The sequence below is a fragment of the Mesorhizobium sp. WSM4820 genome, assembly GCF_055811075.1.
Map to the genome: position 1 here is coordinate 211,456 of NZ_JBVVQN010000009.1, position 14,290 is coordinate 225,745.

The 14,290-nt window shown below is 64.5% G+C and carries 12 protein-coding genes; 5 read left to right on the forward strand and 7 right to left on the reverse strand.

All coding sequences use genetic code 11. The features are described from left to right. Positions 1-27 precede the first annotated feature (27 nt). On the forward strand, positions 28-789 hold the full coding sequence (locus tag AC0L2R_RS16890) for a class I SAM-dependent methyltransferase (protein ID WP_473510304.1): 762 nt from the start codon (positions 28-30) through the stop codon (positions 787-789). Here the strand turns inward: AC0L2R_RS16890 and AC0L2R_RS16895 are convergent. Both AC0L2R_RS16895 and pgi read right to left on the reverse strand, forming a co-directional pair. Further along, entirely contained in the window at positions 773-1,495 is a 723-nt protein-coding gene (locus AC0L2R_RS16895; protein WP_091592927.1) for an HAD family hydrolase, read from the reverse strand. The two genes, AC0L2R_RS16890 and AC0L2R_RS16895, sit on opposite strands and share 17 nt — an antisense overlap. Positions 1,496-1,500: 5 nt before the next feature. After that, the gene (gene pgi, locus AC0L2R_RS16900) at positions 1,501-3,144 is read right to left on the reverse strand and encodes a glucose-6-phosphate isomerase (protein ID WP_473510306.1); all 1,644 of its coding nucleotides are present in this window, start codon (positions 3,142-3,144) and stop codon (positions 1,501-1,503) included. A 345-nt stretch (positions 3,145-3,489) separates the two neighbouring features. Here pgi and pdxR point away from each other — a divergent pair, with 345 nt between their 5' ends. Both pdxR and AC0L2R_RS16910 read left to right on the forward strand, forming a co-directional pair. Further along, complete coding sequence (gene pdxR / locus AC0L2R_RS16905) at positions 3,490-4,983, forward strand: MocR-like pyridoxine biosynthesis transcription factor PdxR (RefSeq protein ID WP_023802891.1); 1,494 nt, start codon at positions 3,490-3,492, stop codon at positions 4,981-4,983. Positions 4,984-5,178: 195 nt separating this feature from the next. Next, positions 5,179-6,768 (forward strand): trimethylamine methyltransferase family protein, encoded by a 1,590-nt coding sequence (locus AC0L2R_RS16910; RefSeq protein ID WP_473510308.1) that lies wholly within the window; start codon positions 5,179-5,181, stop codon positions 6,766-6,768. A 228-nt stretch (positions 6,769-6,996) separates the two neighbouring features. Here the strand turns inward: AC0L2R_RS16910 and AC0L2R_RS16915 are convergent, their stop codons facing one another. Genes AC0L2R_RS16915 through AC0L2R_RS16925 form a run of 3 tightly spaced genes read right to left on the reverse strand, consistent with a single transcriptional unit; the run spans position 6,997 to position 9,652 of the window. Next, positions 6,997-7,395, reverse strand: a complete 399-nt coding sequence (locus AC0L2R_RS16915; protein WP_473510309.1) for a hypothetical protein — start codon at positions 7,393-7,395, stop codon at positions 6,997-6,999. Positions 7,396-7,448: 53 nt separating this feature from the next. Next, positions 7,449-8,834, reverse strand: coding sequence for a chromate efflux transporter (gene chrA / locus AC0L2R_RS16920; protein WP_473510371.1), 1,386 nt, complete (start codon positions 8,832-8,834; stop codon positions 7,449-7,451). Between the two features lie 5 nt (positions 8,835-8,839). Next, the gene (locus tag AC0L2R_RS16925) at positions 8,840-9,652 is read right to left on the reverse strand and encodes a chromate resistance protein ChrB domain-containing protein (RefSeq protein WP_473510311.1); all 813 of its coding nucleotides are present in this window, start codon (positions 9,650-9,652) and stop codon (positions 8,840-8,842) included. Positions 9,653-9,839: 187 nt separating this feature from the next. Here AC0L2R_RS16925 and AC0L2R_RS16930 point away from each other — a divergent pair, with 187 nt between their 5' ends. After that, on the forward strand, positions 9,840-10,259 hold the full coding sequence (locus AC0L2R_RS16930) for a GFA family protein (RefSeq protein WP_023802886.1): 420 nt from the start codon (positions 9,840-9,842) through the stop codon (positions 10,257-10,259). A gap of 180 nt (positions 10,260-10,439) precedes the next feature. On the opposite strand, the gene AC0L2R_RS16935 is transcribed toward AC0L2R_RS16930, so the two are convergent. Next, positions 10,440-12,245: an IlvD/Edd family dehydratase gene (locus AC0L2R_RS16935; protein WP_473510312.1), complete on the reverse strand. Its 1,806-nt coding sequence runs from the start codon at positions 12,243-12,245 to the stop codon at positions 10,440-10,442. 157 nt (positions 12,246-12,402) lie between these two features. Here AC0L2R_RS16935 and AC0L2R_RS16940 point away from each other — a divergent pair, with 157 nt between their 5' ends. After that, complete coding sequence (locus tag AC0L2R_RS16940) at positions 12,403-12,864, forward strand: SRPBCC family protein (protein ID WP_091592917.1); 462 nt, start codon at positions 12,403-12,405, stop codon at positions 12,862-12,864. 141 nt (positions 12,865-13,005) lie between these two features. On the opposite strand, the gene AC0L2R_RS16945 is transcribed toward AC0L2R_RS16940, so the two are convergent. Continuing rightward, complete coding sequence (locus AC0L2R_RS16945; protein WP_128168292.1) at positions 13,006-14,199, reverse strand: Mrp/NBP35 family ATP-binding protein; 1,194 nt, start codon at positions 14,197-14,199, stop codon at positions 13,006-13,008. Positions 14,200-14,290 lie beyond the last annotated feature (91 nt).

Genomic DNA, 14,290 nt, shown 5'->3' on the forward strand with positions numbered 1-14,290 from the left:
AGAATTTGGGCGGGAATAGGGACAATTTTGGCCGATAGCCTTACTGTCGATGACGCGGCGGATACGCTTTCCCGTCCCGATCCGCTAACGTTCATCAAGGCGAACATGCGTATCGCCCCTGTTGCCGCGCTTCCCGAAATCCGGCTTTATGCAGCCCATCCAGCGAGCGGACTGTGGCGGCTGACACGTCCACAAGGACGAGCAGCCGAGCCGGAAGAAGAAGCAAACGAAGCCGACGAGGATGGCCCCGAGCCGCAGCCTCCTTACTGGGCCTATGCCTGGGCCGGCGGCGCCGTGCTTGCCCGCTACATCCTCGATCGACCGGAGACCGTGGCTGGGCTTCGCGTGCTCGATCTCGGCGCCGGGTCTGGCCTCGTCGGTATCGCCGCGGCAAGGGCCGGCGCCAGCGCAGTGATTGCATCCGAGATCGACCGCAACGGCGTCGCCGCGCTCGGTCTCAATGCGGCGGCGAACGGCGTCGAAATCACGGTCGTCGGCGAGGACATCACCGCTGGTCCGCCGCCGCCCGTGGACGTCGTGGCAGCCGGCGACTTGTTTTACCGGCAAGATCTCGCCGATCGGGTCATCCCCTTCCTAGACCGCTGCCTGGCCGCCGGCATCAACGTGCTGATCGGCGACCCGGGCCGCGCCTACTTGCCCCGCTCGCGGCTTCACCTTCTGGCCGAATACCAGGTGCCGGATGTCGGCCAAGGCACGGCGACGAAGCCGAGCGGCGTCTTCTCGTTCGAGCCGGAGCAACTCAGAGGCGAGTTCAGATCGTCTCCTTGACCCTTGCCGAAAGAAAGTCGGGCAGATCGGCAACCGAATCCAGAATGACGTCGGCGATCTGCGACAGCGATTCCCGCGTGCCGGTGCCGGAAAGCACGCCGATCGCCAGACCGCAGCCGCCGGCCCGCGCCATCTCCAGATCGTGGCGATTGTCGCCGACCACGGCAATCGCGGCAGGCCTCAGGCCGGTCAGGTCCGAGAAGGCGAGGATCGTGTCGGGCGCCGGTTTCGGATTGGCCACCGCGTCGTAACCATAGGCGGCGTCGAACAGCTGCGCGACGCCCAGCGTGAGCAATGTCTTCTCCGCGCCAGTGGTCGAATCGTTGGTGGCGACGCCGAGCCGGTAGGATTTCCTGTGAAGAACGCCAAGCGTCTCGACGATGCCCGGCAGCGCTACCGCCATCGACGAACCCTGCACCGATGTGATCTCGTTGAAGCGGGCGACGGCAAGCATCTGGTCTTCATCCGACAGTCGCGGAAACCAAAGCTCAACGACATCCATGTTGGTGCCGGAGGCAAAGATGGAATCGGGCTTGAAGCGTTTGGTGGCGAAATCGTAGCCCGCCGCGGCAAGCAGCCTGTCGGCCTTCCAGCGGTCGCCCTCCGCCGCATCCATCGCCATGAAATCGGCAACGCCGAGCCACGTCGCGTTGAAGTCGACAAGGGTGCCGTCCTTGTCGAACAATATTCCCTTGATCTCGGCCAAGCCGCTTACTCCGATCCGCGCAATCGATGGATGTGTCCCACCAGTCCGGCAGTCGAAGCGTCCCGCTTTGCGGCATTCTCCTTGCCTTCCACGACAGGCAGTAGCCCGGTCGCCAGTTCCTTGCCCAACTCGACGCCCCATTGGTCGAAGGAATTGATGTTGAAGAGCGTGCCCTCGACGAAGACGCGGTGCTCATAGAGCGCGATCAGCCGTCCGAACGTATGCGGATCGAGTTGTCTGTAGAGGATCGTCACCGAGGGCCGGTTGCCGGAGAAGACGCGATGCGGGGCGATCCTGTCGACCTCGGTGGGCGCCATGCCCTTTGCCAGCATCTGCGCACGCGCTTCCTCCAGCGTGCGACCCTTCATGAACGCCTCCGACTGCGCCAGGCAGTTGGCGAGCAACAGGTCGTGGTGATGCTTGAGATCCGGCTCATAGCCGATGGCTGCGGCGAGGAATTCGACCGGAATGAAATCGGTGCCCTGGTGCAGCAGCTGGAAGAAGGCGTGCTGGCCATTGGTGCCCGGCTCGCCCCAGACCAGCGGGCCGGTCGGCGTGGTGACAGCGCCGCCGTCGAGGGTGACGCTCTTGCCGTTCGATTCCATATCGAGCTGCTGCAGATAGGCCGGCAGCCTGGACAGGCGCTGGTCGTAGGGAATGACGGCGCGGGCGGGGTATTGGCAGATCACCCGATGCCACCAGCCGATCAGCCCCATCAGCGCCGGCAGGTTGCTGGCCAGCGGCGCCGTCTGGAAATGTTCGTCCATCGCATGCGCGCCATCGAGAAAGGCGCGAAAATTCTTCGGGCCGACGGCGATCATCACCGGCAGGCCGATCGCGCCCCACACCGAATAGCGTCCGCCGACCCAGTCCCAGAAGCCGAAGACGCGGTCGGACGCAATGCCGAACTTGGCCACCAGGTCGAGCGCCGTCGAGACGGCGGCGAAATGCTTGCCGACCGCTTCCTTGCCGAGCGCCTTCTGCACCCATTCGCGCGCCGTCTCGGCATTGGTCATCGTCTCGATCGTGGTGAAGGTCTTGGAAGCAACGATGAACAGCGTGGTTTCGGCGGAGAGGCCCTTCAGCGTGTCGTGGATATGGGCGCCATCGATGTTCGACACGTAATGCGTGCGCGGCCCGTCGTGATAGGGCGCCAGCGCCAGCGTCGCCATGGCCGGGCCAAGGTCGGACCCGCCGATGCCGATGTTGACGATGTCGGTGATCTTCTTGCCGGTGGCGCCGGCCGCCTTGCCGGAGCGCACGGCATCGGCGAAGCCGCCCATCGCATCGAGCACGGCGACAACCTCCGCCTTCACGTCCTGGCCGTCGAGCACGATGCCCTTGCCGTTCAGGTTGCGAAGCGCGGTGTGCAGCACGGCGCGGCCTTCGGTGACGTTGATCTTCTTGCCCGAGAACATCGCAGCGCGCCGGCCTTCGAGATCGGCGGCTGCCGCCAGCTTCTCGAGCAGATCCATCGTCTGCGCATCGACCGCGCATTTCGACCAGTCGAGCAGCAGGTCGCCGTCGGTGGCGGAGAATTTTTCGAAGCGCTGCGGATCGGCGGCGAAGGCCTCGCGCATGCTGCCCGATTTGGCCGCACGGTGATCGCGCAGGGCGTCGAGCTGTTTCTGAAAGGACGATTGATCCACTGCCTCACTCCGAGCCTTGAATTGCCAACATAACAGACCGGGTGTTTCCGGCGCGTGTCGTCGCGGCGAACTATCTAGCCGAAATCCACTGGTTTCAATGCGCCGCGATGACGCGTTGCGTCAGGCGGCGATGACGCAAGGCGTCACGCTGGGGATGCCGCGTGGCGTCACCAGCGGGATGACGCTTTGCGTCACCAGCGGGATGACGCGCTGCGTCACCCTTGGGAAGGATCACTGGCGTAAATCCCAGCGATCAGAAAAATTGATTGGCGCAACTCCTTGTGCCACCGGTACATTCGACTGGTCCAGCCAGATGAAAAAGGCTGGCCATCGAGGAACATCCCCATGCCACAGCGAAACGACACGGCCATATGGTCCGGCCTGTTCCGGATTTCGGCGGAATCCGGCCAGACCCTGCAGGCGCAGATCCGCCAAGCGATCGTCGCCGCCATCCTCGACCGGCAAATCGCCGCTTCGATGCCGCTTCCGTCCTGCCGGATCCTGGCCGAGAAACTCGGCGTGGCGCGCGGCACCGTGGTGCTGGCCTTCCAGCAGCTCGTCGACCAGGGTTTTCTGGTGGCGCGCGAACGGCGCGGCCATTTCGTCAATCCGGACGTGCTGGCGACGCCTGCCAAACCGCACCAGAAGGCGCCAGACCAGGCCAATGAGATCGACTGGAAGGCGCGCCGGCAGATCGCGGCCAGCGACATGCCGCCGCCGGCCAAGCACGACAACTGGATCAAGTCGTCCTACCCCTTCGTCTACGGCCAGTTCGATCCGGCACTGTTCCCGACCGCCGAGTGGCGCGAGTGCAACCGCATGGCGCTCGCCGTGCTCGAGATCCGCAATTGGGCGTCCGACATGGTTGACCGCGACGATCCGCTTTTGATCGAGCAGATCCAGGCGCGGCTGTTGCCGCGGCGCGGCATCTTCGCCAATCCCGATGAGATCATCGTCACGCTCGGCGCGCAGAACGCGCTCTACATGCTGGCGACATTGCTGATGACCAAGGGCTCCAAGGTGGCCATGGAAGACCCCGGCTATCCCGACGCACGCTCGATCTTCCGGCTGGCGGGTGCCGACGTCGCACCGGTCCCGGTCGACCATTCCGGCATTGTAACCGCTTCTATTCCCAACGATTCCGGGTTCGTCTTCGTGACGCCCAGCCACCATTGCCCGACCATGGTGCCGCTGTCGGCGGAGCGCCGGCAGGATTTGCTGGCGCGCGCCAACCGCCACAACCAGATCATCATCGAGGACGGCTATGACAGCCAGCTTCTTGACGAAGCGCCGCAGCAGGCGCTGAAGAGCCTCGACCGTTCCGGCCGCGTCATCTATGTCGGCTCGATGTCGAAGACGCTGGCTCCGGGCCTTAGGCTCGGCTACATCGTCGCCTCGGCCGGGCTGATCTCCGAGCTTCGCGCGCTGCGCCGCTTCATGCTGCGTCATCCGCCGGCCAACAACCAGCGCGCGGTCGCGCTGTTCCTGTCGCTTGGCCATCACGAGGCGCTGGTGCGGCGGCTGTCGAGCGCCTTCGACGAACGGCGCAAGCGTCTGATCCATGCGATTTCCGCCTTCCTGCCGGAGTGGCGCTCGACCGATTCCGCCGGCGGCGCGTCGCTCTGGCTCGAGGGGCCGCGCGGCACCGATTCGCGCGGGCTGGCCGAGGCCGCCGCCTCGCGCAGCGTCATCATCGAGCCCGGCGACCGTTTCTTCGACCGCACCGAAAAGCCGTCGCGCTTCATGCGGCTGGGCATCTCCTCGATTGCGCTGCAGCACATCGAGCCCGGCATCCGCGAACTGGCGACGGCGGCCGGGCGCAGGCCGGCCGCGGCTTGAAGCCTCGGCCTGGCCGGCACCGGCCACCGTTGTTTAGCCCCCTGGCATATGCGACGGAACCCTCTGGCTCATAGGCTGTGCCAATGCCGACGGCATAGTTCGAGGGATAAGGGGACGAAGCGGACGATGGTGGACCAACCACCTGGTGGACCAACCACCGCCGCCCGCTTCGCAGTTAAAGGTGGAGTGCCTCCCATGTCAGTGGCTGTTGAGAAGCCGGACACGCCCTCGGACCAGCGTTCGCGGCGTTCCGGCGGGCGCGAAGCGCGTCGCGCCATGCGGGCAGCGCCCCTTGCCGACGATATCAAACCGGTGCGCGCCGGCCTCGAAGGCGGAAGCTACGGGCCACTCAGCGAAAACGACCGCGAGCGCATTCACGAAGCGGTGCTGACGCTGCTTGAAACGGTCGGCTTCGCCAATGCCATCCCATCCTGCATCGAGGCGCTGACCAGGGCCGGCGCCACGCTCGGCGAGGACGGCCGCATCCGTTTTCCGCGCGCACTCGTCCTCGACACCATCAGACGAGCGGCACGCCATTTCACCCTGCATGGCCAGGATCCCAAGCACGACATGCTGATCCAGGGCAAGCGCGTGCATTACGGCACGGCGGGCGCCGCGGTGCATCTGGTCGACGTCGAGAAGCGCTGTTATCGCGAGTCGCTGCTGCAGGACATCTATGACGCGGCGCGCATCGTCGAAGGGCTCGACAACATCCATTTCTTCCAGCGGCCGATGGTGCCGCGCGATATTCCCGATCCGCTCGACATGGATTTCAACACGCTTTACGCCTGCGTGATGGGCACGTCGAAGCATGTCGGCACATCCTTCACGGTGCGCGAGAACGTCAAGCCGGCGCTCGACATGCTCTATGCGATTGCCGGCGGCGAAGAGAATTTTCGCGCTCGGCCTTTCGTCTCCAATTCGAACTGTTTTGTCGTGCCGCCGATGAAGTTTGCCGAGGATGCCTGCGGCGTGCTTGAGGCCTGCGTCGAAGGCGGCATTCCGATCCTGCTGCTGTCGGCCGGCCAGGCGGGCGCCACGGCGCCGGCGGCGATCGCCGGTGCGGTGGTGCAAGCGGTGGCCGAGGTGCTCGCCGGCCTCGTCTATGTCAACGCCATCAAACCCGGGCATCCGGCGATCTTCGGCACCTGGCCGTTCGTCTCCGACCTCAGGACCGGCGCCATGTCCGGCGGCTCGGCCGAGCAAGCGGTGCTGACCGCTGCCTGCGCCCAGATGGCGCAATTCTACGACCTGCCCGGCGGTTCGGCCGCCGGCATGACGGATTCGAAACTGCCCGACATTCAGTCCGGTTACGAAAAGGGCATCACCGATGTGATGGCCGGCCTTGCCGGCCTCAACCTCGTCTACGAATCGGCCGGCATGCACGCCTCGCTGCTCGGCTTTTGCCTGGAAAGCCTGATCATCGACAACGACATGCTCGGCCATTGCCTGCGCTGCGTGCGCGGCATCGAGGTGACCGATGAGTCGCTGTCGATAGACACCATTGCCGAGGTCTGCCTGAAGGGGCCGGGTCATTACCTCGGCAACGAGCAGACGCTGCGGCTGATGCAGACGGAATATTTCTATCCGGCGGTCGGCGACCGCTTTTCGCCGAAGGAGTGGAACGAGAAAGGCAGGCCCGACATCCTGCAGCGGGCGATCATCGAGAAGAACCGCATCCTCGCCGAGCGCTTCCCGCGCCACGTGCCGAAGCCGGTCGACGACAAGTTGCGTGCCCGCTTCGGCAATCTTATCCAGCTGCCGCGCAGCGGCATGGGCGGCTGAAGACGGTTCCCGTCAAAACGGTCAGAGCCTAATCCATCCCGACCATTCGTCATCCTAGGGTCTGCGCCGCGTCGCTTCGCTCCTTGCTTCGCCCTGGGATGACGAAGACACGGGGGGCTTACGGCTAATCGCAAACCCTCGAGATTGGCACGAGGAGATCGGTCGGCGGCAACCATCACAGCCTCCTTTCAGGCTCAGTCAAAGAACCAAATCCTCTGTGCAGAGGAATCAGTCGGCGCTCAACCCGTAGCGGTCGACGACCTCGCCACTGATCAGCCTGGCATGCAGCGTCATCAGTATGATTTGCGCATCGAAGCTGTCGCCGGCCTCAAGTGCCGCCTCGAGCCGGCGCTCCGCATCCAGCCTATGTCGAACACCGTTGGATTGCTCGAAAGCTTCCGGCCCGGCAATACAATAGCCAAGCAGCTGCGCCACCGGCGGGTAGGCTTGTGGCGGCGGCTCGTCGGGCCAGTGGTCCTTCATCAGATTGACGATGGTGAGCTTTGCTCCTTCCGGCACAAGGGCGGGATGAAGGTCGACGTCGCGTAACGCGGCGTCGAGTTGCCTGAGGTCGCCTGAACGGCCGAACATTCCAAGGAAGCCCAGGGAGGAGCGTCGTCTCGCCATGATGTTCCTATCCGAATGCCCGAAACAGCAGCTAAGCCCGCCGCAGGCAGCCGCTAACCGCTCGCTGCCAGCAACAAAACACCGGCGAGGGCCGATCCCGCCAGCGTCGGCAGCATGCCGATCTTCAGCTTCAGGATGGCGATCATTGCAGCACACGACAGCAGCGCCGCACCCCAGTCGATGGACGAGAACACCGGCACGTCCATGCCAAGCCCGACTTTGCGCACCTCGCCGAAAATGACGTGCAAGCCGAACCACAAAGCGAGGTTCATGATGACGCCGACGACGGCAGCGGTGATCGCGCCCAGCGCCGCCGACAGCGCCTTGTTGCCGCGCAGCGATTCGATATAGGGCGCGCCGAGGAATATCCAGAAGAAGCAAGGCGTGAACGTCGCCCACAGGGTGAGCATCGCGCCAAGCGATCCGGCAAGCAGCGGGCTCAACGATCCGGATTGGCGGAACGCGGCCAGAAAGCCGACGAACTGCAGGACCAGAATGAGCGGGCCGGGCGTGGTTTCGGCAAGCCCGAGGCCATCGACCATTTCACCGGGAGCGAGCCAGCCGAACGACTCGACCGCCGCCTGCGCGACATAGGCAAGGACCGCGTAGGCGCCGCCGAAGGTGACGACCGCCATGACGCTGAAGAAGCCGCCGATCTGCGTCCACACGCTGGCAGACCCGGTAAAAGCCCAGATCAGCAGCACCGGCCCGAGCCAGATCGGCAGCCAGATCGCGACGGTGCGCGGCGCATGCCATCGCGTCGGCCTGACGTGGGCCAGTTCGCCGCGCTCGAACATCAGGTCGACCGCGCCCTTGGTGTCGGGAACCGCGTCCTTGCCGTGCGCCGCGCCGGAAAAAAGCGCCGGCGCAACACGATTGCCAATCCAGCCCGCCAGGCCGGCAAGCAGGATGATGAGCGGAAACGGCATGTTCAATGCATAGATGGCGATGAAGGCGGCGAGCGCGATCGAAACCATGACCCGGTTCTTCAGGGCACGACGTCCGATCCGGATCATCGCCTCGATCACGATGGCGAGCACGGCCGCCTTTACCCCGAAAAACAGCGCCTCGACGAGCGGAGCGTCGCCATACAGCGCATAGAGGATGCTCAAGGTGAGCATCACAAGCGCGCCCGGCGCGACGAACAGGATGCCGGCGACCAGGCCGCCGATCGTCCGGTGCAGCAGCCAGCCGATATAGATGGCGAGTTGCTGGGCTTCAGGGCCGGGCAGCAGCATGCAGTAGTTCAACGCATGCAGGAAACGTTGCTCGCCGATCCAACGCCGTTCCTCGACCAATTCCCTGTGCATGAGCGCGATCTGGCCGGCCGGCCCGCCGAAGCTGAGCAGGCCGATTTTCGCCCAGAGTTTTACGCCTTCGCGGAAGGATGGCGCTGCCGGCACGTCGACGATCTCGATCGTTTTGCCGGAAGTCCCCATTTCGCTCATGACGGCTTGCCTGGCCAGTTGTGCGTCTCCTCGGTGGCGTCGCGGCACCATCGGAAAAACGCGTCGTAGAGCAGCATGCCTGCCTCCAGCTGTTCCAGGTCGTCGCGAAACATCCGCGACAGGCCAAGCGAGGCGGCCAGGAATCCGGCTGCCTGGGGAACCAGATCGAGGCGTGCGGTATCGGCTGCGCGCACGATCATGGCCAGGCGGTCGAGCGCCTCGGATTCGAGCCCGAACTCTTCGATCATCGTGTCGAAGGTGCAGCGTTCGCCCCGGTGAGTCCAGAACACATTGTCGATGTCGAAAGGCACGGCCTGAAAGCGGTCCGCAACGGCCGACACTTCGGCCGCCTCGACAAACAGGAAGACCGCGCTCGGATCGACAAAACGCCTGATCAGCCAGGGGCAAGCGATGCGATCGACCTTCGGGCGGCTCCGCGTCACCCACACGGTGCGGCCCCTTTCGTCGCGGGTTGGTATCTTGCCGGCATCGATCAAAGGCCCCTTGGCATCGCGCCAGGCCTCGAACCCGCCTTCGAGGGATTCGGCGGCAATGCCTTCATGCCGCAGCCATGCGGCCACGCCTTGCGAGAGCTTTTGCCCTTTTTGGCAGACCACCGTCACTCGGCTGCCGGCGAATTCGGATGCCCAGGTCGAGACGGTTTTGAAATCACGCCGGTTTGAGGCCGGCAGCAGGCGCGGATCGGCGCTGTAATCCTCTTCGATGCGAATATCGATGATCGCGGGCGCGCCCGGCAGACCAATCAGACGGGACAGTTGCGATACGGTGATAGCGGTTGTCGACGGCATGGCGTCCACCTCCTTGAGAGAGAAGCTTGGACGCGAACGTTGGGCTGACGCCTCACGGGGTCGTCGCGATGCACCCCTTGCCATGATCGTGGATTTGTCGCGCCCGCTTGTCAAGCGCCATGCCTGGAGCAAAGGATGCTCTGGCTCCGGCGGGCGGCGGAGCCAGGACATGTTTGGGAGGAAACCCATGAAAAAGACCTATCACGGCAGCTGCCATTGCGGTGCAGTGCGTTTCGAAGCCGAAATCGACCTCGCTGAGGGCATCCGCAAATGCAATTGCAGCTTCTGCTGGAAACTCGGCTACCGGAAATCCTTCGCCGCCTATGAGGCCGTGCGGGTGACGGACGGCCGCGACCGGATGCGGGAGTACAAGGCGACGCCGTCGAACTGGCCGGAAGGCGACATCAACCACTATATGTGCCCGAACTGCGGCGCGAATTTTCTCTCGCGCGGCTATCTCGATTTCATGGGCGGGAATTTCTGGGCGGTGAACGTCGCCTGCCTCGACGACGTCACCGAAGAGGAACTCGCCGCAGCCCCAATCGTCTATGAGGACGGCAAGCACGACAGGCAGGACCAGACGCCTGAGATTGTTGGCTATTTATAGGCGCTTGGGTGCGGCTTGGCGCTCTTCCTTCTCCCCTTGTGGGAGAAGGTGGATCGGCGCGCAGCGACGAGCCGGATGAGGGGTGCTGGACGGAGTGCGTCGGTGCCAAGCTGGAGCACCCCTCATCCGTCGCCTTCGGCGACACCTTCTCCCACAAGGGGAGAAGGCAAAAAAGAACGTTCAGTGATTGTCCCGCGGCACGCCTGCGGTGTGCGCCACATCCTGGTATTTCACCGCGGGCTTCAGCACCATTCCTTCGGAGAACTGGTCGACCATGCCGCGCTGGATCTCCTGCCATGGGGTCTGGTGCCTGGGGTAGCGATAGCCGCCACTGTTCTGCAACTCGGCGCGCCGGCGCGTAATCTCGTCATCGGTGACGAGAATGTCGGCAGTGCCCTTGCGCAGGTCGATGCGGACGCGGTCGCCGGTCTTCAACAGCGCCAGCCCGCCGCCTATGGCGGCTTCGGGCGAGGCGTTGAGGATCGACGGCGAGCCCGAGGTGCCCGACTGGCGGCCGTCGCCGATGCAGGCCAGCGCATGGATGCCCTTCTTGATGAGATGGGCCGGCGGCTGCATGTTGACGACTTCGGCGCCGCCGGGATAACCGATCGGGCCGGCGCCGCGCATGAACAGGATGGTGTGCTCGTCGATGCCCTGCGCCGGATCGTCGATGCAAGCGTGGTAGTCTTCGGGCCCGTCGAAGACCATGGCGTTGCCCTCGAAGGCCTCGGGGTCGTTCGGGTTCGACAGATAGCGCTCGCGGAATTCGGGCGAGATGCCGCTGGTCTTCATGATCGCCGAATCGAACAGATTACCCCTAAGATTGATGAAGCCGGCATTGGCCTTCAGCGGCTCGGCGACGGTACGGATAACATCGAGATTCTCGTTGACGGCCGCGCTGCAATTGGCGCCGATCGTCTTGCCGTTGACCGTCATGGCGTCGGGATGAGGCAGCAGCCCGGCCTTCATCAGTTCGGCCACCACTGCGGGCACACCGCCGGCATGATGATAATCTTCGCCGAGATATTCGCCCGACGGCTGCAGATTGACGATGAGCGGCACTTTCAGGCCGACCGTCTGCCAGTCGTCATTGTCGAGCGGCACGCCGAGATGGCGGGCGATGGCGTTGAGGTGGATCGGCGCGTTGGTCGAGCCGCCGATGGCCGAGTTGACGACGATGGCGTTCTCGAAGGCCTGCCGGGTCATGACGTCGGAGGGTTTTAGATCCTCATGCACCATGTCGACGATGCGCTTTCCCGTCTCATAGGCGATCTGGCCGCGCTCGCGGTAGGGCGCCGGAATGGCGGCCGAGCCCGGCAGCTGCATGCCGAGCGCCTCGGCCAGCGAGTTCATGGTGGTGGCGGTGCCCATTGTATTGCAATAGCCGGTGGACGGCGCCGAGGAGGCGACGATGTCCATGAACTCGTCATAGCCGATCTCGCCGGCCGACAGACGCTGGCGCGATTCCCAGACGATGGTGCCGGAGCCGGTGCGCTTGCCCTTGTGCCAGCCGTTGAGCATCGGGCCGACAGACAGCGCGATAGCCGGAATGTTGACGGTGGCAGCGGCCATCAGCAGGGCCGGCGTCGTCTTGTCGCAGCCGATGGTGAGCACGACGCCGTCGAGCGGATAGCCGTAGAGCACCTCGACCAGGCCAAGATAGGCGAGGTTGCGGTCGAGTGCGGCGGTCGGGCGTTTGCCCGTCTCCTGGATCGGGTGGCACGGGAACTCGAAAGGGATGCCGCCCATCGACACGATGCCCTCGCGCACGCGCTTGGCCAGTTCGAGATGATGGCGGTTGCAGGGCGAAAGATCCGAGCCGGTCTGGGCGATGCCGATCAGCGGCTTGCCCGACATCAGTTCGGCACGCGTCAGCCCGTAATTCAGGTAGCGCTCGAGGTAAAGCGCCGTCATCCCCGGATTGTCGGGATTGTCGAACCACTCCTGCGAGCGAAATTTCTTTTTCTGCGTGGGGGCGCCGGCCATCATGGTCTCCGTATTTGTATGACAAATCGATATGACAACGCGCGAGAGCAGGCAAGAGGCACGCGCCATCCGATTCCGGACTTTGGTGCGATAGACATGCGTTTACCCCCACGCTAGATCGGATCGGGGCTTGTCAATTCATATCCGGGAGATTTTGATGGCTTTGGTTATCGAAGGCGAGGAACGCATCGCCGCACCCCTGCAAAAGGTGTGGGAGGCGCTGAACGACCCGGACGTTCTGAGGCAGACCATTCCGGGCTGCCAGAGCCTCGAGAAGAAGTCGGACACCGAGATGGCGGCGACCGTGGTGGTCAAGATCGGCCCGATCAAGGCGACGTTCAACGGCGAGGTGACGCTCAGGAATCTCAACCCGCCGCATTCCTACACCATCCAGGGCGAGGGCAAGGGCGGCATCGCCGGCTTCGCCAAAGGCGGCGCCGATGTGACGCTGACCGCCGATGGCCCGGAGGCGACGATCCTCAGATATGCGGCCAAGGCCGATGTCGGCGGCAAGATCGCCCAGCTCGGCAGCCGTCTGATCGAATCGACATCGAAGAAACTGGCCGGACAGTTTTTTTCGAGTTTTGGCGAGAAAGTTGGCGGCTCCCCTCCCCCTTGAGGGGAGGGTGCCGCGCGAAGCGCGGCGGGAGGGGTCGCCTCAACCGCCTCAACCGACAACTGGCATTGACCAAAAAAGGTGGAGTGCGTCGCCACCGACCCCACCCGGCCCTGCGGGCCACCCTCCCCTCAAGGGGGAGGATCACTCAAACACGATGTTCGGCACGGCGGCTTCGGCCGCGCCGCGTTCTTCTTTGACCCTGCCCCAGACGTTCGCGGCGATGTCGCGGTAGATCTTGGCCTCGGCGCTATCGGGCTTCGAGACCACCACCGGTGTGCCGGCATCCGAGCTTTCGCGGATGCCCATTTCGAGCGGCACTTCGCCGAGGAAGGAGACGCCGAGACGCTCGGCCTCGCGGCGCGCGCCGCCATGGCCGAAGATGTCGTAGCGCTTGCCGGTGTCGGGGGCGAGGAAATAGCTCATATTCTCGACGATGCCCAACACCGGCACGTCGACCTTCCTGAACATATTGAGGCCTTTTCGCGCATCGATCAGGGCCAGATCCTGCGGCGTCGAGACGATAACGGCGCCGGCCAACGGCACCTGCTGGGCCATGGTCAGCTGCGCGTCGCCGGTGCCGGGCGGCATGTCGACGACGAGCACGTCGAGCGGACCCCACTCGACCTCGCGCAGCATTTGCGTCAAAGCCGACATCACCATCGGCCCGCGCCAGATCATCGGCGTCTCCTCGTCGACGAGGAAGCCCATCGACATGACCTTCAGGCCGTAATTCTCCATCGGCTTCAGGACCTTGCCGTCGACGGTCTGCGGCCGGCCATGGATGTTGAGCAGCCGCGGCATCGACGGGCCGTAGATGTCGGCGTCGAGCACGCCGACCCTCAGGCCGTTGGCGGCGAGGCCAAGCGCGATGTTGACGGCAGTAGTCGACTTGCCGACGCCGCCCTTGCCGGAAGCGACAGCGATGATCGCCTCGATGCCGGGCACGCCGCGCTTGCCCTGACTGTGCGAGGCCGGAGCGTGCGGAGCCGGACGTGGCGCGGCAGCGGGTGCGGCCGGCGGTACGGGCCTGGTGGCAGGCCTTTGCGGAACCGGAGCCTCCATGCCGCCACCCTTCTTTTCCGCCGTCAGGGCGACCACGGCGCCGGCGACACCCGGGATCGCCTTGACGACACGCTCGGCGGCGGCACGCAGCGGCTCCATCTCCTGGGCCCGGGCAGCCGGCACGGTGATCGAAAAGAACACCTTGGCATCGGCAATGAAAATCTCGGAGACCATCCCGAGGTCGACGATGTTGCCGGTGAAGTCCGGTCCGTTGACCGTCTTCAGGCGCTCGATGACGATTTCCTTGGTGACGTTTTCCTGGACGGCGGGCATCAGCTTTTCCTCTGCTTTTACGCCTGAGATAGTGCAGTTCCCGAACAGAACCAAGCGGCGGAACGACACGCACGGGCGTGGCTGCAAAGAC